General features: G+C 68.2%; 23 protein-coding genes. 4 read left to right on the forward strand and 19 right to left on the reverse strand.

Going from position 1 to position 21764, the window contains the following annotated elements:
- Window positions 1-3: 3 nt before the first annotated feature.
- From gspE to ACZLHH_RS12915, 12 genes are all read right to left on the reverse strand, one after another.
- Complete coding sequence (gene gspE / locus ACZLHH_RS12860; RefSeq protein ID WP_071227951.1) at window positions 4-1437, reverse strand: type II secretion system ATPase GspE; 1434 nt, start codon at window positions 1435-1437, stop codon at window positions 4-6.
- Window positions 1434-3815 carry a type II secretion system secretin GspD gene (gene gspD / locus ACZLHH_RS12865; protein WP_071227950.1) on the reverse strand — a complete coding sequence of 794 codons (2382 nt, stop codon included), beginning with the start codon at window positions 3813-3815 and terminating at the stop codon, window positions 1434-1436. The genes gspE and gspD overlap by 4 nt, the downstream gene beginning before the upstream one ends.
- Entirely contained in the window at window positions 3812-4339 is a 528-nt protein-coding gene (gene gspM / locus ACZLHH_RS12870) for a type II secretion system protein GspM (protein WP_071227949.1), read from the reverse strand. The genes gspD and gspM overlap by 4 nt, the downstream gene beginning before the upstream one ends.
- Window positions 4336-5499: a type II secretion system protein GspL gene (gene gspL / locus ACZLHH_RS12875; protein ID WP_071227948.1), complete on the reverse strand. Its 1164-nt coding sequence runs from the start codon at window positions 5497-5499 to the stop codon at window positions 4336-4338. Before gspL ends, gspM begins: the two co-directional genes overlap by 4 nt.
- Complete coding sequence (gene gspK, locus ACZLHH_RS12880; protein WP_071227947.1) at window positions 5496-6401, reverse strand: type II secretion system minor pseudopilin GspK; 906 nt, start codon at window positions 6399-6401, stop codon at window positions 5496-5498. Before gspK ends, gspL begins: the two co-directional genes overlap by 4 nt.
- Before the next feature lie 9 nt (window positions 6402-6410).
- Window positions 6411-6848 (reverse strand): type II secretion system major pseudopilin GspG, encoded by a 438-nt coding sequence (gspG, locus tag ACZLHH_RS12885; protein ID WP_014037416.1) that lies wholly within the window; start codon window positions 6846-6848, stop codon window positions 6411-6413.
- A 57-nt stretch (window positions 6849-6905) separates the two neighbouring features.
- Window positions 6906-7466 carry a hypothetical protein gene (locus ACZLHH_RS12890; RefSeq protein ID WP_258014052.1) on the reverse strand — a complete coding sequence of 187 codons (561 nt, stop codon included), beginning with the start codon at window positions 7464-7466 and terminating at the stop codon, window positions 6906-6908.
- 144 nt (window positions 7467-7610) lie between these two features.
- The gene (locus ACZLHH_RS12895) at window positions 7611-8162 is read right to left on the reverse strand and encodes a hypothetical protein (RefSeq protein WP_071227945.1); all 552 of its coding nucleotides are present in this window, start codon (window positions 8160-8162) and stop codon (window positions 7611-7613) included.
- A 58-nt stretch (window positions 8163-8220) separates the two neighbouring features.
- Complete coding sequence (locus ACZLHH_RS12900; protein WP_071227944.1) at window positions 8221-9201, reverse strand: FecR family protein; 981 nt, start codon at window positions 9199-9201, stop codon at window positions 8221-8223.
- A gap of 69 nt (window positions 9202-9270) precedes the next feature.
- Window positions 9271-9801 (reverse strand): RNA polymerase sigma factor, encoded by a 531-nt coding sequence (locus ACZLHH_RS12905; protein WP_180844422.1) that lies wholly within the window; start codon window positions 9799-9801, stop codon window positions 9271-9273.
- A 16-nt stretch (window positions 9802-9817) separates the two neighbouring features.
- The gene (locus ACZLHH_RS12910) at window positions 9818-10498 is read right to left on the reverse strand and encodes a TonB C-terminal domain-containing protein (protein ID WP_071227943.1); all 681 of its coding nucleotides are present in this window, start codon (window positions 10496-10498) and stop codon (window positions 9818-9820) included.
- A 477-nt stretch (window positions 10499-10975) separates the two neighbouring features.
- Window positions 10976-11440, reverse strand: coding sequence for an Lrp/AsnC family transcriptional regulator (locus ACZLHH_RS12915; RefSeq protein ID WP_071227942.1), 465 nt, complete (start codon window positions 11438-11440; stop codon window positions 10976-10978).
- A 127-nt stretch (window positions 11441-11567) separates the two neighbouring features.
- Between ACZLHH_RS12915 and ACZLHH_RS12920 the strand changes: the two genes are divergently transcribed.
- From ACZLHH_RS12920 to ACZLHH_RS12935, 4 genes are all read left to right on the forward strand, one after another.
- Window positions 11568-12299, forward strand: a complete 732-nt coding sequence (locus tag ACZLHH_RS12920; RefSeq protein ID WP_014037422.1) for an AzlC family ABC transporter permease — start codon at window positions 11568-11570, stop codon at window positions 12297-12299.
- On the forward strand, window positions 12296-12610 hold the full coding sequence (locus ACZLHH_RS12925; protein WP_032128129.1) for an AzlD family protein: 315 nt from the start codon (window positions 12296-12298) through the stop codon (window positions 12608-12610). Before ACZLHH_RS12920 ends, ACZLHH_RS12925 begins: the two co-directional genes overlap by 4 nt.
- 207 nt (window positions 12611-12817) lie before the next feature.
- A complete protein-coding gene (locus ACZLHH_RS12930) occupies window positions 12818-13246 on the forward strand; it encodes a PAS domain-containing protein (protein WP_005409905.1) in 429 nt (142 codons plus the stop codon).
- Window positions 13243-14772 carry a diflavin oxidoreductase gene (locus ACZLHH_RS12935; protein WP_071227941.1) on the forward strand — a complete coding sequence of 510 codons (1530 nt, stop codon included), beginning with the start codon at window positions 13243-13245 and terminating at the stop codon, window positions 14770-14772. Before ACZLHH_RS12930 ends, ACZLHH_RS12935 begins: the two co-directional genes overlap by 4 nt.
- Before the next feature lie 473 nt (window positions 14773-15245).
- Here the strand turns inward: ACZLHH_RS12935 and ACZLHH_RS12940 are convergent, their stop codons facing one another.
- The 7 genes from ACZLHH_RS12940 to ACZLHH_RS12970 form a co-directional block, all read right to left on the reverse strand.
- Window positions 15246-15914 (reverse strand): ATP-binding cassette domain-containing protein, encoded by a 669-nt coding sequence (locus ACZLHH_RS12940; protein WP_180844421.1) that lies wholly within the window; start codon window positions 15912-15914, stop codon window positions 15246-15248.
- Window positions 15904-16587 carry a molybdate ABC transporter permease subunit gene (gene modB / locus ACZLHH_RS12945; protein ID WP_006371078.1) on the reverse strand — a complete coding sequence of 228 codons (684 nt, stop codon included), beginning with the start codon at window positions 16585-16587 and terminating at the stop codon, window positions 15904-15906. Before modB ends, ACZLHH_RS12940 begins: the two co-directional genes overlap by 11 nt.
- A gap of 3 nt (window positions 16588-16590) precedes the next feature.
- Window positions 16591-17334, reverse strand: coding sequence for a molybdate ABC transporter substrate-binding protein (gene modA, locus ACZLHH_RS12950; protein WP_180844420.1), 744 nt, complete (start codon window positions 17332-17334; stop codon window positions 16591-16593).
- 19 nt (window positions 17335-17353) lie between these two features.
- On the reverse strand, window positions 17354-18130 hold the full coding sequence (locus ACZLHH_RS12955) for a helix-turn-helix domain-containing protein (RefSeq protein WP_014037435.1): 777 nt from the start codon (window positions 18128-18130) through the stop codon (window positions 17354-17356).
- 11 nt (window positions 18131-18141) lie between these two features.
- Window positions 18142-19356 carry an oxygen-independent coproporphyrinogen III oxidase gene (locus ACZLHH_RS12960; protein WP_180844419.1) on the reverse strand — a complete coding sequence of 405 codons (1215 nt, stop codon included), beginning with the start codon at window positions 19354-19356 and terminating at the stop codon, window positions 18142-18144.
- Between the two features lie 150 nt (window positions 19357-19506).
- On the reverse strand, window positions 19507-20838 hold the full coding sequence (locus ACZLHH_RS12965; protein WP_180844418.1) for an MFS transporter: 1332 nt from the start codon (window positions 20836-20838) through the stop codon (window positions 19507-19509).
- Window positions 20839-20861: 23 nt separating this feature from the next.
- Window positions 20862-21761 carry a peptidylprolyl isomerase gene (locus tag ACZLHH_RS12970; RefSeq protein ID WP_180844417.1) on the reverse strand — a complete coding sequence of 300 codons (900 nt, stop codon included), beginning with the start codon at window positions 21759-21761 and terminating at the stop codon, window positions 20862-20864.
- Window positions 21762-21764: the final 3 nt, after the last annotated feature.

Raw genomic sequence — 21764 nt, forward strand, 5'->3', positions numbered from 1 at the left:
GCCTCAGTCGTCGCCGGTGACGCGCAGGATCTCTTCCAGTGTGGTCACCCCGCTGTCGACCCAACGCTGGCCGTCCTGGCGCAAGGTCCGCATGCCGGCACGCCGCGCCGCCTCGCGCAGCGCAGGTTCACCCTGCCCTTCATGGATCAGTGCACGCACGCGATCGTCCACCACGAACAGCTCGTGGATGCCGGTACGCCCCCGGTAGCCGCTGTTGGCACAGGCCGCGCAGCCCACCGCGCGCCACACGGTACGGCCGTCGCCATCCACCTCGGCACGCCGGCATTGCGTGCACAGCCGCCGCACCAGCCGCTGCGCAAGCACGCCGCGCAGCGACGAGGCCAGCAGGAACGGCTCCACGCCCATATCGGCCAGGCGGGTCACCGCCGAGATCGCGTCGTTGGTATGCAGCGACGCCAGCACGCCATGGCCGGTCAGCGACGACTGCACCGCAATCTGTGCGGTCTCCAGGTCGCGGATCTCGCCGATCATGATGGTGTCCGGATCCTGGCGCAGGATCGCACGCAGTGCCGTGCCGAAGCTCATGCCGATGCGCGCATTGACCTGGATCTGGCCGATGCCGGCGAAGTCATACTCCACCGGGTCCTCCACGGTGAGGATGTTGCTGGTGCTGCTGTCGAGCTGGCCCAACGCGGCGTATAGCGACGTTGTCTTGCCGCTGCCGGTCGGGCCGGTGACCAGCACGATGCCGTGCGGCTGCCGGATCAATCCGGTGAACGTGGCCAGGGTGTCATCGGCCATGCCCAGTCGCTGCAGCTGCAGCCGCCCGGCATCCTTCTCCAGCAGTCGCAGCACGGCGCGCTCGCCATGCCCGGTCGGCACCGTGGAGACACGGATATCCAGCGGCCGCCCGCCCACCCGGATCGCGATGCGCCCGTCCTGCGGCAGGCGCTTCTCGGCGATGTCCAGGTGGGCCATGATCTTGATGCGCGACACCAGCGCCGCGTGCAGTGCGCGCCGCGGCTGCACCATGTCGCGCAGCGTGCCGTCCACCCGGTAACGCACCACCGAGTGGGTCTCGAATGGCTCGATGTGCAGGTCGCTGGCGCCATCGCGTGCGGCCTGTGCCAGCAGCGCGTTGATCATGCGGATCACCGGCGCATCGTCCTGCGCGTCCAGCAGATCGGTGACTTCCGGCATGTCCTGCATCAGCCGGTCCAGATCGACTTCGCTTTCGGCGGCACCGACCACGGCAGCGGCATCGCCGCCGTCACGGTACTGCTCACCCAGCCGCTGCTGCCAGGTCGCGGCATCCAGCGCCTGGAACGGCAGCGGTCCATGCCGTCGGCGCAGTTCGGCCACGGCCCACGCCGCGGTGTCGGCGGTGCCCAGCAGGACCGGCTCGCCGCCAACTTCGGACAGCATCACGCCATGGCTGCGCACCCAGGCGTACGGCAGTGGCGCGGCCGCGCTCACGGCCCGATCACCAGTTCCGGCGTGTAGCCCAGCCCGCGCAGCTGCTGCAGCGCCGGGTCCAGCGTCGCCGGGTCGCGCGGCAATCGCACCCGCAGGCGTTGCCCGCTCTCGCCCGGCGTCGCTTCGGCATAGGCCTGCAGGCCCAGTGCCCGCACCTGCGCCACGCCCTGGCTGGCACGGGCCGGGTCCAGCCCCTGCGCGAACTGCACCAGCTGTGCGTCGCTGTCACCGGACGGGTACAGCGCCGCCAGGCTGCTGCTCTGCAGCGGCTGGCCCTGGCCATCGCGCGCATTGCCCTGGCCGAGTACAGACAGGTCCTGCGGCGGCAGTTGCGGTGCCGACAGCGCCGGCAATGCCCAGCTCTGCACCGGTTGCGCGCCGGCCTGCGCGTTGCGCATGTAGTCGTAGCGGTCGCGGGTCAGGCGTTGGCTAGCGGCGGGGTCGCGCACCACGTGCGGGCGCAGGAACACCATCAGGTTGGTCTTGGCGCGCTTGCGCGTATCACTGCGGAACAGCGCCCCCAGCACCGGGATCTTTCCCAGCCCCGGCACCGCGTCACGACCGTGGCTGACGTTGTCCTCCAGCAGGCCACCCAGCACCATGATCTGGCCATCGTCCAGCAGTACGCTGGTATCCAGGGCGCGCTTGTTGGTGATGATGCCGGCCGTGCTGTTCGCGCTCTGCGCGTCGATGCTGCTGACTTCCTGGTAGATGTCCAGCTTCACCGTGCCGCCCTCGGAGATCTGCGGGCGTACCCGCAGCTTCAGGCCCACGTCCTCGCGCACGATGGTCTGGAACGGGTTGTTGCTGCCGCCGCCACCGTCGGTCACGTAGCGACCGCTGACGAACGGCACGGTCTGGCCGACCATGATGCTGGCCGCCTCGTTGTCCAGCGTCATCAGGTTCGGCGTGGACAGGATGTTGGCACCACCCTTGCTCTGCAACGCATTGGCCAACGCCTTCATGTTGAGGATCTGGCCGACACCGGGCAGGTTGATGGTGCCGTCGATGACACCGATCTTCAGACCGTCCTTGGGCAGCACGTCCAGGGTGGTGCGCGCGGCGGTGTTCAGGCCGCTGCCGCCGGTGACACCACCGAAATGGGTGCCGCCGAAGGTGCGGCCATTGCCCAGCATCCACTGCACGCCCAGTTCGGCCGCGTCGGTCTGGTTGACCTCCACGATGAGGCTTTCCACCAGCACCTGTGCACGGCGCTGGTCGAGCTGGTCGATCACCCGCCGAAGGTTGCGGTAGACCGGCTCCGGCGCCGAGATCAGCAGCGTGTTGGTGGCCACGTCGGCCTGCACCGAAATGCCGTTCTGGCTGAAGCCCGTGCTTCCGGCGTCGATCGGGTCGCGGCGGTTCGGGTCCAGCCGCTGCGATTCCAGCGCATTGCCACCGGTCTTGGCCTGCTGTGGCTGCGACGGCTGCGCGGGTGTGGAACGGTTTGCATCGCCGGGCAGTGGCGTGATGCCTTCGTTGCTGCCCATTGCCGGTGCATCGCTCTGCCCGGCCACCACGCCGCGCAGCACACCGGCGAGCTGGTTGGCCTGGGCATTGCGCAGGTAGACCACATGCAGGTTGCCGGACTCGTCCTGGGCACGGTCCAGCTTCTCCACCAACTGCCGCGCCAGGCGCGTTCGGCCCGGGCTGCTGGAGCGCAGCAGCACGCTGTTGCTGCGGGGGTCGGCCATCACCACCACCTTCTGGCTGGGCTCGGCGCCCTGCGCATCCAGCAACGGCGCGACCATCGCCGCTACGTCAACGGCAATGCCCTGCTGCAGCTTCACCACATCCGTGTCCATGCCGGCCGGTGTATCGACGCTGGCGATCACGCGCGCGATGCGCTCCAGGTTGTCGGCATAGTCGGTGATCACCAGGGTGTTGTTGCCCGGGTTGGCAGTGATCGGATTGTCCGGGCTGATCATCGGCCGCAGCACTGCCACCAGCGCGGCCGCATTCTCGTAGCGCAGCGCGAAGGTGCGCGTGGCGATCTCACCCCCTGCACCGCCGCTGCCCACGCGGCCACCGAGCAGCTTGGCGTCGGCCTGCGGCACCACCCGGCTGACCCCGCCGTTCTCGACCACGGCGAAGCCGCGCATGCGCAGCGCGCCCAGCAGCAGCTGGTAGGCCTGGGAACGGCTGACCGGGCCATCGGAGACCACCGTCATCTTGCCGGTCACCCGTGGGTCGACCAGGAACTGGCGGCCGGTGAACCGTGCTGCCATGCGCAGCACGCCACCGATATCGGTATCCACCAGGTTCAGCTGCACCGGCTCATCGGGGGCGTCCTGCGCCTGTGCCGGTGCAACAACGTGAGCGGAACCCACGATCAGGGCCAGTACAGTGCTGCAGGCAAGGCTGCGCATCGCCCTCATGAATGGCCACCCGCAGTGAGTGCCACCACGATGTTTCCGGATATCCGTGCCGCCGGCATGTTCGCATCCCCTGTGCGTGTCAGTTGCAGCTGCTGCAGTTCGATGGCCGGATCGGCCAGCACGGGCAGCAGCCAGTTCCACAGTGCGTCAGCAGGTACGGCCTGCACCTGCAGGTGCCAACGCCCGTCGCGTGCTTCGACATGCAGTCCATCGGCGAGGCCGGCGGACTTGATTCCATTACGCAGCGAGGCCAGCGTCGGGCGCTGCCCCTGCACCTGCTGCTGGCGTTCGCGTGCACGCAGCAGCGGCGCCAGTGCGCGCGCCTGCGCCTGCAGCCGCGGCAGCTCAGCCTGCCAGTGCGCACGCTGTTTCAGCAGCGGCTCCAGCCAAAATGACCACAGCCCCGCTACCAGCAGCGCCAGCACCATCACCCACAGCATCCAGCGGTCGCGCGGCGGCAGGTGCTGCCAGCGTCGCTGCAGACCGGCCACACCCTCGCCCAGGCGCACGGCTCTGGCGGTCACTGTCCGCCCCCGCTCACGCGCAGGCGTCCACCGGCCTCGCGCGCCAGCTGCAGGCCCTGCGCCTGCGCCGCCTGCTGCCACTGCTCCAGCCGCTGTGCGTCATCGGCTACCGCCTGCGCATCGGCGTCCAGCTCCAGTTCCAGCTGGCCGGGTTGATAGTGCAGGCCGCGCACCTGGCCGCCCAACTCCGGAATCGCCTGCAGCGTCGTTGCGACCTGCCGCTGCACCGGTGGCAACGGCGGCGCCGGCAACGGCACGGCCAGCGCGCGCCGCGCCTGCAGCACCGGGTCCACCACATCGGTGATCTCCGGAAAGTGCGAGCTGAACTGCCGCGCCATGTCCTGCTGCAACGCCTCGCCCTCGCTGCGCCAGCGCGAGACCTGCAGCTGCAGCCCAAGCGCAGCCAGCAACACCGCCGCCAATGCGAGGCCGATCGCCACGCGTGGTGCCTGCCTGCTGCGACCAGGCAGTGGCAACGACCACGCTGGCACGGGTCCGCTGGCCTGCAGTTCATGCGCGACCACGGTGGCCGGCAGGTTCTCCGGCCACGCCAACGGCACGCTGTCGATCCACTGCACGGCCTGCACCCCGGATTGCTGAAGACGCGTCGCGAGCGACTGCAGCACCGCCGCCGTGTCCCGCCCACCGCACCACTGCACAAAACCACGATCGCGCCCGCAGCGCACCAGCAGATGCTCACCGTCAGCCTGCAGCGTTGCCTGGCCGTTCTGCCACGGCAGCAGCAGCGGCGTCGGATACAGCGCCTGAAGCTGCAGTGCGCACGAGGCCAGCAGCTGTTGCGCCTGCAGGACTGCCTGCTGGCCAAGCCACGCCACAGGAACCGTGCCGTCCGCCGCCTGCGCACCGTGTGCCAACGCGACCTCCTGCAGGTCATCCAGCAGCATCGCCTCTACTTCGCCCTGCAGTGCGGCCTGCAGCCTGCGGCCCGACAGTGGCGGCAGCTGCAGTTCCAGCAGGATCAGGTCCTGCGGATCGAGACAGGCCAGCACCTCGGCCTGCGGATGACGTTGCCCGAGCACGGCCAAGCCCTCGCGGCCATGGGCCAGCACCCCACCCTTGTGCAACCGCGCCCACTCGACCGTACTGTCGGCGCGCAGGTGTTCCAGCGCCGGCAGGCGCACCCTCAGCTGCACGCTCATGCTCCAATCCTCGTCCACACACGCTGCACGCGCACACTGTCATCGCGATACTCTCGCCAGATCAGGGCCCTGAAGTCGACCGCATTGCCATCGGCCTGTACCTGGCCGACGGCAAGGAACCACTCGCTATGAATGCCAAGCGGCACCACGGCCATCTGCGCGTTGCTCAGTTGCAGTCGATTGGCGATATCGCCGCGGTTGAGCAGCCAGTGGCCACCGTCGCGCTCACCGAGCAGCGCCTGCAGGCGCCCCGGCTCCACGCCGGGAGTGACCGCCTGCAACACGCTGATGTCACTAGTGTTGGCATTGACCAGGGTCTGGGCCGGCAGCACCACGGTGCGCCGTGCCAGTGCCTGCACCGCCACTGGGTCGGCGCCCGCCAGGGCCTGCTCGATCAGCGATTCACGCGGCAACGGCGCCTGCGCCTGCAGGTCGCCATCACGCAGCCGCGCCTGGATGTGGTCGGCAGCAGATGCACAAGCACCCTGCCCCAGTCCCTGCCCGGCACACAGCGCGATGAACGCGCGCCGTGCCTCCAGGTCCGGCTTGCCATAGGCCAGCAGGTTGCGCAGGTTGAACATGGACTGTGCATCGACCAGCTGCAACTGCACCGGCAGCGGCGCCTGCAGCGTCAGTGGACGCGCCCAACGGCCGCTGCGCACCGTGGTCAACTGCTCCTTTACATCGTCACGCAGCTGCTGCGCCGCGCGCTCCAGGGTGGCATCGACCGCCATGCGCACCTGCGCACGCAGCTGGTCGCCACGCAGCGCACGCAGCTGTGCCGACTGCCGGGTCAGCAGTGCAGTGGCAATCACCGCCACCAATGCCACCACCAGCAGGGCGACGATCACCGCCATGCCGCGCTGGCGGGTGCACGGGACCGAACGCGTCCGGGCTGTCATCTGCACGCCTCACAGCTGCCAGGAGCCGATGTCCGCGTTCCCGGCGTCGCCACCGGGCTTGCTGTCCGCACCCAGCGAGAACACATCGATGTCGCCATGGGTTCCGGGAATCTGGTACTGGTACGGATGGCCCCATGGGTCATTCGGCAGGCGATCCAGATACGGTGTCACCGGCATCGCACCGCTGCCCTGCGGCGGCTTCACCAGCGCCTGCAGGCCCTGTTCGGCGCTGGGGTAGCGCCCGTTGTCCAGCTTGAACAGCTTCAACGCCTGCATCAGCGCCGCGATGTCCTGGCGCGCCGCCACCACGCGCGCCTGGTCGGGACGGTCCATCAACCGCGGCACGATCAATGCCGCGAGAATGCCGATGATCACCACCACCACCATGATCTCGATCAGGCTGAAGCCCTGCTGCCGAGCCCTGCGACCACCCACCTGCCTTGCCATTGTTCCGCCCTCGTCATCCTGGAAGAGACCGCTGCGCCATGGTCAGCGGTGCATGTGTCAGTACGATAAACATCCGCCTGCTATTCGCTGCGCGTGTGCCTGTGCAGGCGCAGCACGTGCCGCAGGTACACATGCAGACTCGAACAAGTGCTGCGGCACGCTGGCCAGCGCATCGTCGATGCAGCCGCGCAGCAACGGGTGCGCGCAGGCCTGCAGCAGGCGCAGGCACTGCATCGGCGACCACGCGGTGCCATGGTCGAGGCCGATGAACATCCGGTAGGCCTGGTGGTAGCGCAGATCGTCGTGCACGCGCTGCGCACTGGTGAGATCACGCACGACCACCAGCAACGCCGCACGTTGCAGCTGCCGCACATCGCCCGCGTCAAGCGGCAGCGCGTTCATGGCCGCTTCGGGCCAGGGCCGCAGCTGCAGATCGAGGGCGCGCCGCAACGCCGCCAGCGGATGCGCGCTGCTGTCCAGTGCCGCCCAGCGCGCCGCATCTGCCCAGGCGTCACTGGACAGTACCCAGACCCACGAGTGCCCATAGCGCTGCACGTTCACGGGCGTATGCCGTGCCTGTTCCAGCGACTGGCTCAGGTGACGATCCAGCTCCAGCATGCTGATCCTGCGACTCTCTGCCATCGGCGCCGCCCGTGCTCCGCGACGCATGGTGCGCCGTACTCTGGAGAAGACGTCAGCAAGGCAGGTGAAACGACAGCGCGCATGCAGCTCTGTGCGCTGCGTGGCGCTTCATCGACAACGTCATCGCAGCGTCACCTGCCTGCAGGCTTCGCGCTCCAGTCGCGGTGCTTCGCCCCCGCAACGGCGCGCCAGTATCGCCACATCGCTGCGCGCGGCGAACGCGGCCAGCGCGTCGGTCATCTCCGCGTCATCGCACCATGACGCCATAGCAACACGCAGCGCTGGCAGCTGCCAGCCATCCATCACGCCATGGCTGCCGGCCACGAACCAGTGCCAAAGACGATGATGCTGTACCTGCTCGTGCAGTTGCACGAGATCGTCGATGCCGTGCATGCCCATCAGCAGCAGCACGCGCGCCATCGCCGCAGGCGGCAGCGTGCCGGCCTCAGCGAGGGGCAGCACCTGCTGCTGCAGCCGCAGCAGCATCGCCAACGGGTGCGACTGCGGATCGAAGTCCAGCAGCACGGCCTGTTGCTGCCACTGCGCGTCGGACACCACGCACACCCATGGCGAGCCGTAGCGATGCACCATCAAGGGCCGTCGCTGCGTGGTTTCCAGCAACGCCGACAGGTTGCGGCGCAGATCCAGCACACCGATGATCTCGTTGCGCATCCTTGGCGTCTCCTTGCTTGCAACAGCCCTGCACGGCGCGCACGGCCAGCGTCTTCATCTAACCAAGGACGGCAATGCCACCCGGAAAGCGACGCAGATCCAGCGACATCGTCAGTCGCAGCTGCTCCAGCGCCGCGTCCGGATCATCGATGCGGAAGCGGCCGCTGACCGGGGCCCGCGCCAATGCCGATTCGCCCAGCAGCACCTTGCCGCGGCGGTAGCGGTTGATTTCATCCACCACCTCGCGCAATGGAGCGCGACGGAACACCAGCATGCCCTCGGTCCAGGCGCTCACTTCCGAGGCCAGGGCTTCGGCCACCACGCCACTGAGGCGCTCGTCGTATTGGGTCTGCTGGCCCGCCTGCAGCTGCAGGCGGCCCTGCGGGTGCTCGATGCGGGCGCTGCCCTGCAGGCAGGTCACCCGTACCTGGCCGTGGGTGTTGCGGACGTCCAGGCGCACCGCACCTTCATCGGCGATCACGCAGCCCGGCCCCGCGAACAGGGCGAGGCGCAGGCCTGCCTGGGTTTCGATCGCGGCCTGGCCCTGCACCAGCTCGAAGCCTTCGCCTAGCGTGTCCGAACGACGGCGCAGGCTGCTCTGTGTATCCAGTTCGATCTTCAGCTGCGGCAAGGGCGCGATCTGCAGCCGTTCACCGGTGCCGGTGTGGAAATCGGCCGCCATCGCCCTCACCGAGGGCCACAGCCCCAGCGGCGGGCGGATCGCCGCCACCACCACCAGACTGGCCGGGGCGGCAATCGCGGCGCCCAGGAAGGCGCGCCGGCTCCAGCGCTGGGACGGCGTCGGCGCGACCGGTTGGCGGGCGGCGGCGGGCAGCTGCTCGCCGGCCAGCCTTACCTGCTCCCATTGCCGGCGCGCACGGCCGAATGCTTCGCGATGACGCGGGTCAGCCTCGCACCACTCGCGGAACCTGCGCCCATCGGCGGCGGTCGCCTCGCCCGAGGTCAGCCGCACCACCCACGCGTGGGCCTGACGCTCGACGGCATCCAGCGGGCGTTGCGGGCGATCGTCAGGATCCATGGGGGCTCATGCCGGACCCGCACGCTGCGGGGTTCTGCTCGGCGTCAAAGTGTAGACGGATGCCGCCGCTCAGAACCGCACCTGACGCCCCTGTCCGCTGCGCTCGGCCAGGTAGTCCTGGGCCGCTTTCAGCTCGCGCTGCACAAGCCGCAGCGACACGCCCAGCTGGTCGGCGACGTCGCGCTGCTGCAGGCCATCGACCCGGATCGCCAGCAGGATGCGGCGTCGGCGCTCGGGCATGCGCTGCAGCAGGCCGACCATGTCTTCCAGCGCGAAATCCAGTTCGGCCGCCTGCGCCGGGCCCGGTGCCGGGTCGGCCATCTCCATCAGCGTATCCACCTCTTCCAGGCTCAGCAGGCGGTGGTCGGCACGCTGGCGGTCGATCACCGTGTTCATCGCCATGCGCAGCAGGTAGGCCGCGGGGTTCTGCACCGCATCCAGGCGGTCACGGCGCGCACTCAGGCGCATCCAGGTGTCCTGCAGCGCATCGCCGGCCAGCTCCTCCGACCCCAGCTTGCGCACCAGGCGGCGCTTCAGCTCGTCGTAGGCCCCCAGAAGGTGGTCCATCAGGTCGCCTGCCCCAGCCGTACCGTTGCTCATGTTCGAATCCTTGAAGTCATGGAAGGGGCGCGCGCCGGCCACAGTCGTGGTCGGTGCCGGAAGGTCGGATCTGCAGCGTCACCGGCTGCGGCAGCGCGGCGGCCTCGGGCGCCAGCACCAGGCTCTGCAGCGCCTGCACCAGGCGCGCATCGCGGCGGGCACTGCCACTGCCCGACAGCAGCTCGGGCTGCTGCACCCGGCCCTCGCCGTCGACGCGGAAGCGCAGCGTTGCGGCATAGCGGCCGGGCGCGATCTCGGGGTCGTCACAGAACGCCGCACGCAGCCGCTGCTGCAGGCCGCCGTAGCGACGCCGACGTTCAGCATCCGGGAGCTCGGCGCCAATACCGGGTTCGGCTGCCGCGGGCGTGCCCCGGCGCAGCACCACGCGCTGCTCGCCGATCACCTCGGCCTCGATACCGGAATCCTGCAGCAGCATCTGCAAGGCAGGCAGCGGCGCAAGGCTGGCGCGCAGCGCATGGCTGCTACGGCCGGCGGCAAGATCGCCCGGGTACATCACCGACCACCCGCTGATGACACTGAAGCGCTCGACCGCCTGTTCCAGCGGCTGCGCAGGGATGTCGTAGGCATGAACACCGTCCTGCGCGGCAGCGGCAAAGGACAGCAGCAGCCATGCGGCGATGGCCACCTTCCAAGTTCTGACCGCATGGTGTCCATTCAGCCCCCTGACGTAGAACACATGACCCTCGGCAGCGACAGCAGCTGCAGTGGACGCGCGCCACGACCGCAGACCCGGCCCGCGCGACCAGCAAGCAGGCTCAAACCGTACCGGGGCCAGATGTCATTGCGATGACCGCTGCCTACGCCCGGCGTTGAGCCAGGCTCCGTGAACCCAGTCACGCATCAGGAATCAATGAATCGAACAGACATGTCCATCTGCTCCCGGGGTCAGAGCCCGTTGCACAGCAACGGGATCCGACCCCAACAGGTCGCGGGGAACTGTCAGGCGCGGGGCGGTGTGGGCAGGCAGGACCGTTGGCGCCATGGATGGCGCCATCGAGCCCCCATGGATGGGTCTACGGCGTGTCCTGCCTGGCCACACCGCCCCGCCGCCCTGGGAACATCGCCGTTGCGGTTGCTGTTGCTCCTGAGGTTGCCGGCCAGCGGCCGGCACTACCGCGGGTGCCGGGTGCAACCCGGCCGGAACCCCCATCCCTCAAAGCGGCAACTGGGTCGTCTGCTTGATCCGCTGCATCGGAATCTCGGTCTTGGTGTTCTGCACCCCGGCAATCCGGTTCAGGTGCTGCATCTGGAACTGCCGGTAAGCATCCAGGTCCGCCACCGCCACCCGCAGCAGGAAATCGCAGTCACCGGCCATCAGATGGCATTCAAGCACTTCCGGAAAAGACTTGATGCTGTTGATGAAGTGATTGGTGGTGTCCTCGTCCTGCCCGCGCAGCCACACCCGCACGAACACCGTGAAGCCACGCCCCACCTTGGCCTCATTCAGCAGGGCAACGTAGCGGTCGATGTAGCCGCCCTCCTCCAGCAGCCGCACCCGCCGCAGGCAGGCCGAGGGCGAGAGGCGCACCAGCCGGGCCAGCTCCAGGTTCTGCAGCCGTCCGTCACGCTGCAGGGCATCGAGGATGCGGCGATCGAGGTTGTCGAGCTGATACTGCACGGGATTTCACCTTTGGCGACCTTCGCCGCATGGAATCTCAATATTCCCGAATTGAATGGCATCAACGCAACCCGATTTCGCGATTGGACCGCTAGCATGGGCCACCCCCACCTCGTTGTGCCGTTCCATGGACGCCCGTACCACCCTCCCCCTGCCCGACACCTGCGATACCGCGCCGCGTGCCGAATTCCTGCGCGGACTGCGCGCTGCCGTGCCGGTGATGATCGGCTTCATTCCCTTTGCCCTGGTGCTCGGCGCCCAGGCCGCGCAGAAGGGCCTGAGCGCACTGGAAGTGCCGCTGATGACCGGCCTCAACTTCGCCGGCGGCTCGGAATTCGCCGCCGTCGAACTGTGGACCTCGCCGCCGCATATCGCGCTGATCGTGGCGATCACCGCGCTGGTCAACAGCCGCCACCTGCTGATGGGCGCCAGCCTGGCCCCGCTGCTGCAGCACCTGCCGCGCCGCCGCGTGCTGCCGGCGCTGTTCTTCATGTGCGACGAGAGCTGGGCGATGGGCGTGGCCGACGCGCGCCGCCGTGCGCTCGGCTTCAGCCTGGCCTATTACCTGGGCGTGTCGGCAGGCCTGTACACGGTCTGGGTCGCCTGCACCGCGCTGGGCGCGATCGTTGGGCCGATGCTGGGCGACATCCACGCCTACGGCTTCGACATGGCCTTCCCGGCCGTGTTCCTGGTGCTGCTGCGCGGCATGTGGCAGGGCATGAAAGCAGCGCGTCCGTGGCTGGTCAGCCTGGTGGTGGCCGCGGCCACCTACCTGCTGGTTCCCGGCGCCTGGTACGTGGCCAGCGGCGCGCTGGCCGGTCTGGCCGCAGCCTGGCTGCTGGCGGAGGACGCGGCATGATCTTCAACGGACTGATCCACTGGACCTCGGTGCTGACCATCGTGCTGATGGCCGCTGCCACCTACCTGACCCGCATCATCGGCTTCCTCGCACTGCGCAACCGCACACTGAGCAAGCGCGCAGTGACGGTGATGGAAGCCGCACCCGGCTGCGTGCTGATCTCGGTGATCGCGCCCGACTTCGTCGCCGACAAGCCCGCCGACCTCGCCGCGCTGGCGATCACCCTGCTGGCCGCCACGCGGTTGTCGATGCTGCCGACGGTGCTGATCGGCGTGGTCTCGGCGGGTGTGTTGCGTTATCTGATGGGCTGATACCTCTTCGCCGGGCATGGCCCGGCGCTACACTTGTACCGCCACCCTGATAGCGCCGGGCCATGCCCGGCGGCCCCCCTGCGACACCCAGTCGCAGCCGATCCCGCCACCCACTTGATCAATGTCAAACCGCCCGCCGCCGTGCGGGCGTATTTCTATGCAGGACCCGAACACGCCGGCGTTACCGGCATCCACAAGGACCCTGCGATGAGCTACACCCCCGACAACGCCCAGCTGCTGAATGCCATGCAGAACGTCATGGTGATCTCCACCACCGACCTGCAGGGCAACATCACCTACGCCAATGACCTGTTCTGCACGCTCACCGGCTTCGCCCGCGAGGAGCTGATCGGCCAGCCGCACAGCATCGTGCGCCATCCTGACGTGCCCAAGGCGGTCTACAAGGACATGTGGGACACCATCAAGGCTGGCAAGACCTGGACCGGCATCGTGCCCAACCTCGGCAAGGGTGGCGTGCTCTACGTGGTCGACACCACCGTGCAACCGCTGTTCGACGCCGACGGCAACATCACCTCGTACATCAGCATCCGCCGCGTGGTGAACGACCTGATGCAGAACTACGACCTGGTCGAGTTCAGCAAGGAAAAGTTCGACGACTTCTACGAGGCCGCGTGAACGCCCTCCCGACAAGCACGCCCTTCAGCCGCCTGCTGGTGGGCTTCGCGTCCGAGTCGGGCAATGCCCGCGCCCTGGCCCAGCGCCTGGGCGCGGACCTGCAGCCGCACGCGCCGCAGGTGCTTCCGTTCAACGATATCGACGTGGCCAGTCTCGGCCAAGGCGATGTACTGCTGGCGATTTCCAGTTCCTTCGGTGACGGCGAACCGCCAGCCAACGGCGAGCAGTTCTTCGAAACATTGCGCCAGACCCCGACGCTGAGCGGCCTGCGCTATGCAGTATTCGGCCTTGGTGACACCGGCTACCCCAGTTTCTGCGGCTTCACCAAGGCGCTGGATGCCGCGCTGAGCGAGCGCCAGGCGCAGCCGCTGCTGCACCGCGTGGATGCCGACCTGGGTTACGAGCAGTTCTTCCAGCAATGGCAGCCGGTGCTGGGCCAGGTTCTGGATGGCGACCTCAACGCTGGCCAGGACCTGCACCTGCAGGTCACCGCCTATGGCGAAGACAATGCCTTTGCCGCCCGCATTCTCGAACGCCGCCGCTTGAACAGCAGCGACCCGGCCGCCTGGCACCTGCAACTGGACATTGCCGGCAGTGGCATGGCCTACCGCGCCGGCGACACCCTGCACGTGGTACCCGAGAACGACCCTGCCCTGCTGCAGGCATTGGCCACCTGGTACGGCGACACCGCCGCTGTGGCTGCGCTGCATGACCGGGAGCTGCGCCTGCTGAGCAAGGGCGTGCTGCGCGAGCTGGCCAAGCTAGGTGGCAGCGAGGTACTGAAGGGCCTGTTGAAGGTCAGCCAGAAGCGCGAGCTGGAAGCCTACCTGCACGGGCTGGACCTGCTGGACGTGCTGCAGGACCACGCCACGCCGGCCAGCGTGCCGCTGGCCCGCCTGCGCGAGCTGCTGTCACCGCGCCTGCCGCGCGCCTACTCGATCGCCTCGCACCCCTGCAACGACCAGCTAAGCCTGTGCGTGCGCGAAGTACGCTACACCCTGCGCGGTCGCGAGCGCTTTGGCACCGCCACAGGCAGTCTGCTGCACGGCGGCGATACCGCTCGGGTGTACTGCCGCTCCAATCCCGGCTTCCACCTGCCCGATACCGGCGAGGCACCGCTGCTGCTGGTCGGCACCGGCACCGGCATCGCACCGTTGATGGGCCTGATGCAGGAGCTGCAGGCCAGCGCCTGCGCGCGCGAAGTGCACCTGGTGTTCGGCGAGAAGCACAGCCAGCACGATTACCTGTACCGCGAACAGCTGCAGGACTGGCACGCGCGTGGCGTGCTGGCCGGCCTGCATACCGCGTTCTCGCGCGATGGCGCCGAAAAGGTCTATGTGCAGCATGTGCTGCAGCAGCGCGGCGATGAAGTGCGCGATGTGCTGGCCCGCGGCGGGCATCTTTACCTGTGCGGCAACAAGAGCCACCTGGAAGGCGCGGTGCGCGAGGCCATCGATGCCATCAGTGGCGAAGGGCATTGGGACACGCTACGAGGTGAAGGCCGCACGCATTGCGAGCTGTATTGATCCATTCCACTGGATTGCGCGAACGCTGGAATGGTAGAGCCGGCCGCTGGCCGGCTGCCCCAGATTCCGTGGTTGCCGGCCAGCGGCCGGCACTACCATCAGCTGTAGTCAACCATCGTCTGTGCGTCGCGGAACCCCTGAACCGGTAGAGCCGGCCGCTGGCCGGCTGCTCCGGATTCCATGGTTGCCGGCCAGCGGCCGGCACTACCATCAGATGCAACCATTCATCGCCTGAGCGTCGCGGAACTCCTGAACCGGTAGAGCCGGCCGCTGGCCGGCTGCTCCGGAATCCGTGGTTGCCGGCCAGCGGCCGGCACTACCATCAGATGCAACCATTCATCACCTGAGCGTCGCGGAACCCCCGAACCGGTAGGGCCGGCCCTTGGCCGGCTGCTCCGGATTCCACGGTTGCCGGCCAGCGGCCGGCACTACCATCAGCTGTAGCCATCCATCGCCCGTGCGTCCATCACGGATCAACCGCCGACGATGCGGCCATCCACTACGCGCGCCACCTGCTGGCCGAACATGGCCACATCCTGCGGATCGTGGCTGATCAGCAGCAGCGGAATGCCGGTCCTGTCCAGCACGGTCTCCAGCTCCTGGCGCAGGTGCTGGCGCAGGTCGTGGTCCAGCGCGGAGAACGGCTCATCCAGCAACAGCGCCTGCGGCTGCGTCACCAGCGCGCGCGCCAATGCCGTGCGCTGGCGTTGTCCCCCGGATACCTGCGACGGCAGCAGATCACCGACCGCGTCGATGCGGAATGCGTGCAACCACTGCTCCACCGCATCGAAGCGCTGGCCGATCCGCGGATTCAACCACCCCTTCTGCAGACCGAACGCCACGTTCTGGCGCACGCTCAGATGTGGGAACAACGCATAGTCCTGGAAGACATAGCCCAGCCGGCGGCGTTGCGGCGGCAGATCCACGCCGGCGGCCGCATCGAACAGGGTCTGCCCCTGCAGGCGCACATGGCCCTGGCCCGGCCGCAGCAGCCCGGCCACCGCCTTCAAGGTCAGGCTCTTGCCCGCGCCCGAGGGCCCGAACAGCACCACCTGCCGCTGCGTGCACTGCAACGCTACGTCCAGCACGAAATCCTGGCCGGCCGCCTGCAGACGACGCTGCACCTGCAGGTCAAGCCACATCACGCAGCTCCCGGCGACGCCCGCCCACCAGCCGCGCGGCCAGCAGCAGGATCACGATGCACACCACCGAGGTCAGGATCACCAGCGCGTTGGCCTTGCCGTCCTGACCGGCCTGCACCGCCTCGTAGATGGCGATCGACAATGTCTGCGTGCGGCCCGGAATGCTGCCAGCCACCATCAAAGTGGCGCCGAACTCGCCCATCGCACGTGCAAACGCCAGCAGCAGGCCGGCGAGGATGCCACGCCAGGCCAGCGGCAGCGTGATGCGGAAGAACACCGCCGCTTCGGACACGCCGAGCGTGCGTGCGGCCTGCTCCAGCTGTCCGTCCACTTCCTCGAACGCGGCGCGTGCCGGCTTGAACACCAGCGGCAGCGAGGCCACCGCCGCAGCGATCACCGCCGCCTGCCAGGTAAACACCAGGTTGATGCCGAACCACGACTGCAACCACGCACCGATCGGTCCGTTACGGCCGATCAGCACCAGCAGGTAATAGCCCAGCACCGTCGGCGGCAACACCATTGGCAGGGTCAGCAGCGAATCCAGCAGCTCACGGCCGGGAAAGCGCCGACGCGCCAGCAGCGCGCCCAGTGCCACGCCCAGCACCAGATTGATCGCGGTGGCCCAACCGGCCACCTTCAGCGACAACCCCAGTGCGCTCCAGTCGAGATCCATGCCTCAGGGCTTGCCGAACCCGTGCTTGGCCAGGATCGCCTGGCCCTGTGCCGAACCCACGAAGGCGGTGAAGCGCTTGGCTTCAGCCGGTTGCGTACTGGCCTTGGTCACCGCCAGCGGATAGGCAATGCGCCCCGCCACAGGCACCGCGAAAGCGCGGCGCACGCGGTCGGGCATTGCCTGCGCATCGGTGGCATAGACGAAGCCGGCGTCCACTTCACCGCGCGCCACGTAATCCAGCGACTGGCGCACGTTCTGCGTGGTGATGGTCTTTCCCTGCACCGACGGCCACAGGCCCGCTGCTTCCAGCGCGCCCTTGGCATAGCGGCCGACCGGCACGCTGTCCGGGTTGCCCAGTGCGATGCGCTGCACACCGGCACCGGCCAGGTCCTTCAAGCTACGCGGCGCGGCCTTGGCCTGCGGCGGCACCACCACCCACAGCGCGTTCACCGCGAACACCTCGCGGGTGCCAGCCGCCAGCAGGTCCTGCTGCTGGGCCTGGTCCATCGTGGTTTCATCGGCCGACGCGAACACATCCACCGGTGCGCCACGGCTGATCTGCTGCAGCAACACGCCGGACGCGGCGAAGTTGAAATCGACCTTGGTTCCCGGGTGCGCCTTCTCATAGGCGGTGCCCAGTTCGCGGAAGCTCTCGGTCAGGCTCGATGCCGCCGACACCGTCAGCTCGGCCGCCCAGGCTGGCACAGTGGCCAGCAGTCCCAGCAACAACAGTCCAGCGCGCTTCATCGTCGGCTCCCGGCCAGGTTCAGTTCGGATCGGATTCGTCAGCCACCGCCAGCGCCGCCAGGCGCTCGGGCTGCAGCAGCAGGATCTCGCGCTGCTTCACCGCGATGATCCCATCATCGCTCAGGCGGCGCAGCACGCGGCTGGCGGTTTCCGGCGCCATCCGCAGGTAATTGGCGATCTCGGTGCGTGCCATCGTCAGGTTGAAGCGCGTCGCGGAAAAACCGCGCCGCGCGTAACGCTCGGACATGTCCAGCAGGAACGCCGCCATGCGCTCTTCGGTACGGTGATTCGCGGCCAGCGTGGCGACCTTGCCGATCTCCGCACTGAGCAGGCTGAACAGCTTGGCCTGCAGCCCCGGCATGCGCGTGGCCAGCAGGCTCAGCTTGGGGAACGAGATGCGGCACAGGTGCACGGTGTCCAGCGCCACCGCATTGCAGGGGAAGCGCGAACCGTGGATCGCATTCAGGCCGATCACCTCGCCCGGCAGGCTGAAGCCCAGCACCTGCTCGTTGCCCTGGCTGTCATCGACGAAGGTCTTGACCATGCCGGCGCGCACCGCAGCGATCGAATCGAATGATTCGCCGGCGCGGAAGATGTAGTCACCCGCATGGAACGGGCCGACGTGGTCGACCAGCACGTGCAGGTCGCCCAGTGCGGTCTTGTCGTAACCCTGCGACATGCAGGCATCGGAAAACGCGCAGGTGCTGCAGAAGTGCAGCGCGTCGCCGTCATCAGCGGCGGCAGGGTTCGGCGTGGCCCGTCCGAGACGGCCCTGGGAAGGCGGATTCGAAGACATCGAGGCAGGACTCAAGCGATGGCGGCCGCCGGCCGGAAGCATGCGGCCATCATACGCCACAGCAACCGCCCTTCTTCGGCCAGCCGCAGCATGCGTGCATCCCACTGCGCCCAGCCGCGCGCCAGCAACGGCGACAGCGCCGGCAGCTGTTCGGCGAAGCATTCCTCGAACGGTTCATCATTACGCCACTCGAAGGCCGCGGCATCGAGGGCATGGTCGCAGGCGATGCTCTGTGCCACCTCGGCCGCCATCCGCTCGTCCTCGGACAGGATCAAGCCCGCGGCCACGCCCATGTGTCCGGACTGCAATCGCGCCCGCCATTCGCCCAGCTCGTCCTCCAGCCGGTAGAACACTTCGCCGATCTGGCTGCAGGCGGACAGGCCAAGCCCGATGAAATCACTGCGGTCACGCCGTGGCACACCCGCCAGGTCGCAATGGCGCTGGCCGTCACCCGGCCCATGCGGGTTGGGCAGGTCGCCGCGCTGGTAGTGGTCACCACCGATCGGTTCGTAACCGGCCGCGCGCAGCAGGCGCCAGGCCTGCAGCCAGTGGGCCGCCGAGGGATCCCGTGGCAATGCGCACGGCGCTGGCAACAGGATGCGCTCGGGCGCTTCGGCCAGCACCTCATGCAGACGCTCGATGAAGCCGGTGTCCTCACTGGCGGGCACGCGCAGCTGGTAGTAGCGCGCGGTAAAGCCCACCTGTCGCGCCTGCGCCAGCAGGGTCGGCCCCGGTGCATCGGCGCGATCGATCACGTTCAGGCGGGTGCAGCCCACCGCCCGCAGCTGCGCCGGCGCCAGCGCGCTGCCCGCGTCCAGCCGCACCTCCACCTGTGGCCGCGCCACTGTGCGCAGGTGCTGCGGCACGGCGTCCAGCAGCTGGCCCAGCTGGGGCGGTGGCAAGGTCTCGGCCAGTCCCAGCTGCAACACCATCGCCACTACTTCGCGGTCCTCGGCCAGGGCATCGGCCTGCAGCCGGAGGGCCAGCAGCAAGGTGTCCAGATAGGCCTGCGGCGGCACATCGCGACCACCGCGACCGGCCTGGAAGCCGAGCGTCAAGCCGCGCGGGATCAGGTGTTCGTTGCTGGCGCGCACGGCGGCACGCCAGCCGCTTTCGCCAAAGCCGGTGCTGAACTGGTCAGCCGGCGGGAACAGCACGTGCCGGGGCTGCCGCAGCAATGCCGCCTGCAGCGCAGTGTCCTCACTCTCATCGACGTGGAAGCTCATGGCACACATCTTCGGGCGTTCCTCTTCGCGTGGCCCTGATTGAAATCAAGCGTGGCGCATCGATGGGTTCCTGCCGGCCAGCGGCCGGCACTACCAGGCGCCGCGTGGCTCACCGCATTGGTAGTGCCGGCCGCTGGCCGGCAGCCCCGTTCACCTGCCGCGTACCCGCTCGGCGGCGGCCGCATCGATGGCTTCGGGCAGATCGGTTTCGCGGTCGATCTGCGGGAAGTGGCGGCGTTCCATCCGACGGATCGCAAAATGCATCCACGCCAGTGCGGCCGCCACCAGCACGAACAGCAGCATGAAGCAGCTGCTCCAGATGCCCACCGCATCGTTCAACGCGCCGAACACGATCGGCAGGATGAACCCACCCAGGCCGCCGATCATGCCGACCACGCCGCCTACCGCACCCACATGCTGCGGGTAGTACACCGGAATATGCTTGTAGACCGCGGCCTTGCCCAGCGACATGAAGAAGCCCAGCACGAACACCAGCACGGTGAACATCACCACGCCGATCGCCAGATGGAAGTGGATCGGGCCATGGATGCCCTGCACCACATACTCGGTATCCGGGTAGGCCAGCAGGAACGTGCAGATGGCCGATACGCCGAAGGTCCAGTACATCACCCGCCGCGCGCCCATCCGGTCTGACATCCAGCCACCGACCATGCGGAACAGGCTGGCCGGGATCGAGTAGCACGCCGCCAGCATGCCGGCGTGGCCCACGTCCATGCCGTAAGCGCCCACCAGGTAGTGCGGCAGCCACAGCGCCAGCGCCACGAAGCCACCGAACACGAAGAAGTAGTACAGCGAGAACCGCCACACCTGCAGGTTCTTCAGCGGCGCCATCTGCTCGGCGAACGGCACCGGCTTCACGCCTTCGCGGCGGCGCTGTTCCAGCGACGGGTCTTCCTTGCTGAAGAGGAAGAAAAGCACCGCCGTGACCGCCAGCGCGACCGCCCAGACCTTGGCAACCATGGTCCAACCCGCGGCCACCATCACCAGCGGCGCCAGCAGCTTGGTCACCGCCGAGCCGATGTTGCCGGCACCGAAGATGCCCAGCGCAGTGCCCTGCTTGCTGGCCGGGAACCACTTCGAGACGTAGGCCACGCCCACCGAGAAGTTGCCACCGGCGATGCCCACGCACAGCGCGGCGATCAGGAACTGGGTGTAGGTCTGCGCGTAGGTCAGCATCCAGGTAGCCACAGCGCCACACAGCATCACCAGCACCATCACCTTGCGGCCACCGAACTGGTCGGACCAGATGCCGAGGAAGACCCGGCTGACCGAACCGGTCAGCACCGGCGTGGCGATCAAAAGGCCGAACTGGGTGTCATTCAATCCGAGCTGTTGACTGATCTGGATGCCGATGATCGAAAAGATCATCCACACCGCGAAGCACACGGTGAAGGCAAACGTGCTCAGCCACAGCGCACGTTGCTGCTGCCCGGCACTGGCGGGGGCAAGGGCCTGGTTCATGGGGTTTCCTCGTTCAATGGGGGTCAGCCGATATCCGCTTCGGCTTCGATCTCATCCAGCCCGCGCACCGGGTAGCGTTCCTGCAGCTGCAGCAGGTAAGCCTGCACCTCGCGCTGGCGCACCTGCAGTTCCAGATAGTCACGCAGCTGCGGCAGCACCACCTCGAATGGCTGCGGCTGGCCTTCCTCGCGGGCATCGACGCAGACCACGTGATAGCCCCAGCGCGATTCCACCGGGAAACCGGCCAGTCCCTCGCGCAGGCGGAACACCTGGCGATCGAACTCCGGCGTGGTCTGCCCGCGCTGCAACCAGCCCAGGTCGCCGCCTTCGCTGCTGGACGGGCAGCGCGAATGGCGCAGGGCGAAATCGGCGAACAGGTGCGGCGACTCCTTCAGCCGGCTGACCAATCGCTCGCCCTCAGTGCGTGCAGCGAAGCGCCCGGCCACGTCGTCGGCCGGCGCGGCCAGCAGGATATGGCGCAGGCGCACGCGATCGGGCGAGCGGAAGCGCTCCGGATTCTGCTCGAAGTAGCGGCGGCAGTCCTCGTCGGTCGGCACGCGGTCTTCGATCGCGTCTTCCAGCAACTGCTGGATCAGCACCTCTTCATCGCTGACCCGGCCGCCCTCCGGCGCCTGCAGGCCCAGCCGCTGCGCTTCCAGGCGCAGCAGCTCGCGCACCACCAGTGCACGCGCCGCTTCGGCGCGTGACTGTTCCGGGCGCATCGCCCGATGGTGCTGCATCTCACGGGCGATGTCGGCCTCGCTGATTGCGGTCTCGTCCACGAACAGCCGGCACGGCGCCGGCTGCCCGAGCGAGCGCGGCCCCTGCTCTGCCGCGTCGTGGTGGTGCGAATGCGCCTCGGCAGGCACCGGTGCGGCGGAGTCGATCACGGTGATCGGCAGGAACTTCGGCAGGCTGCCCATGGT

The organism is Stenotrophomonas sp. 28608_Sma, from assembly GCF_056486185.1.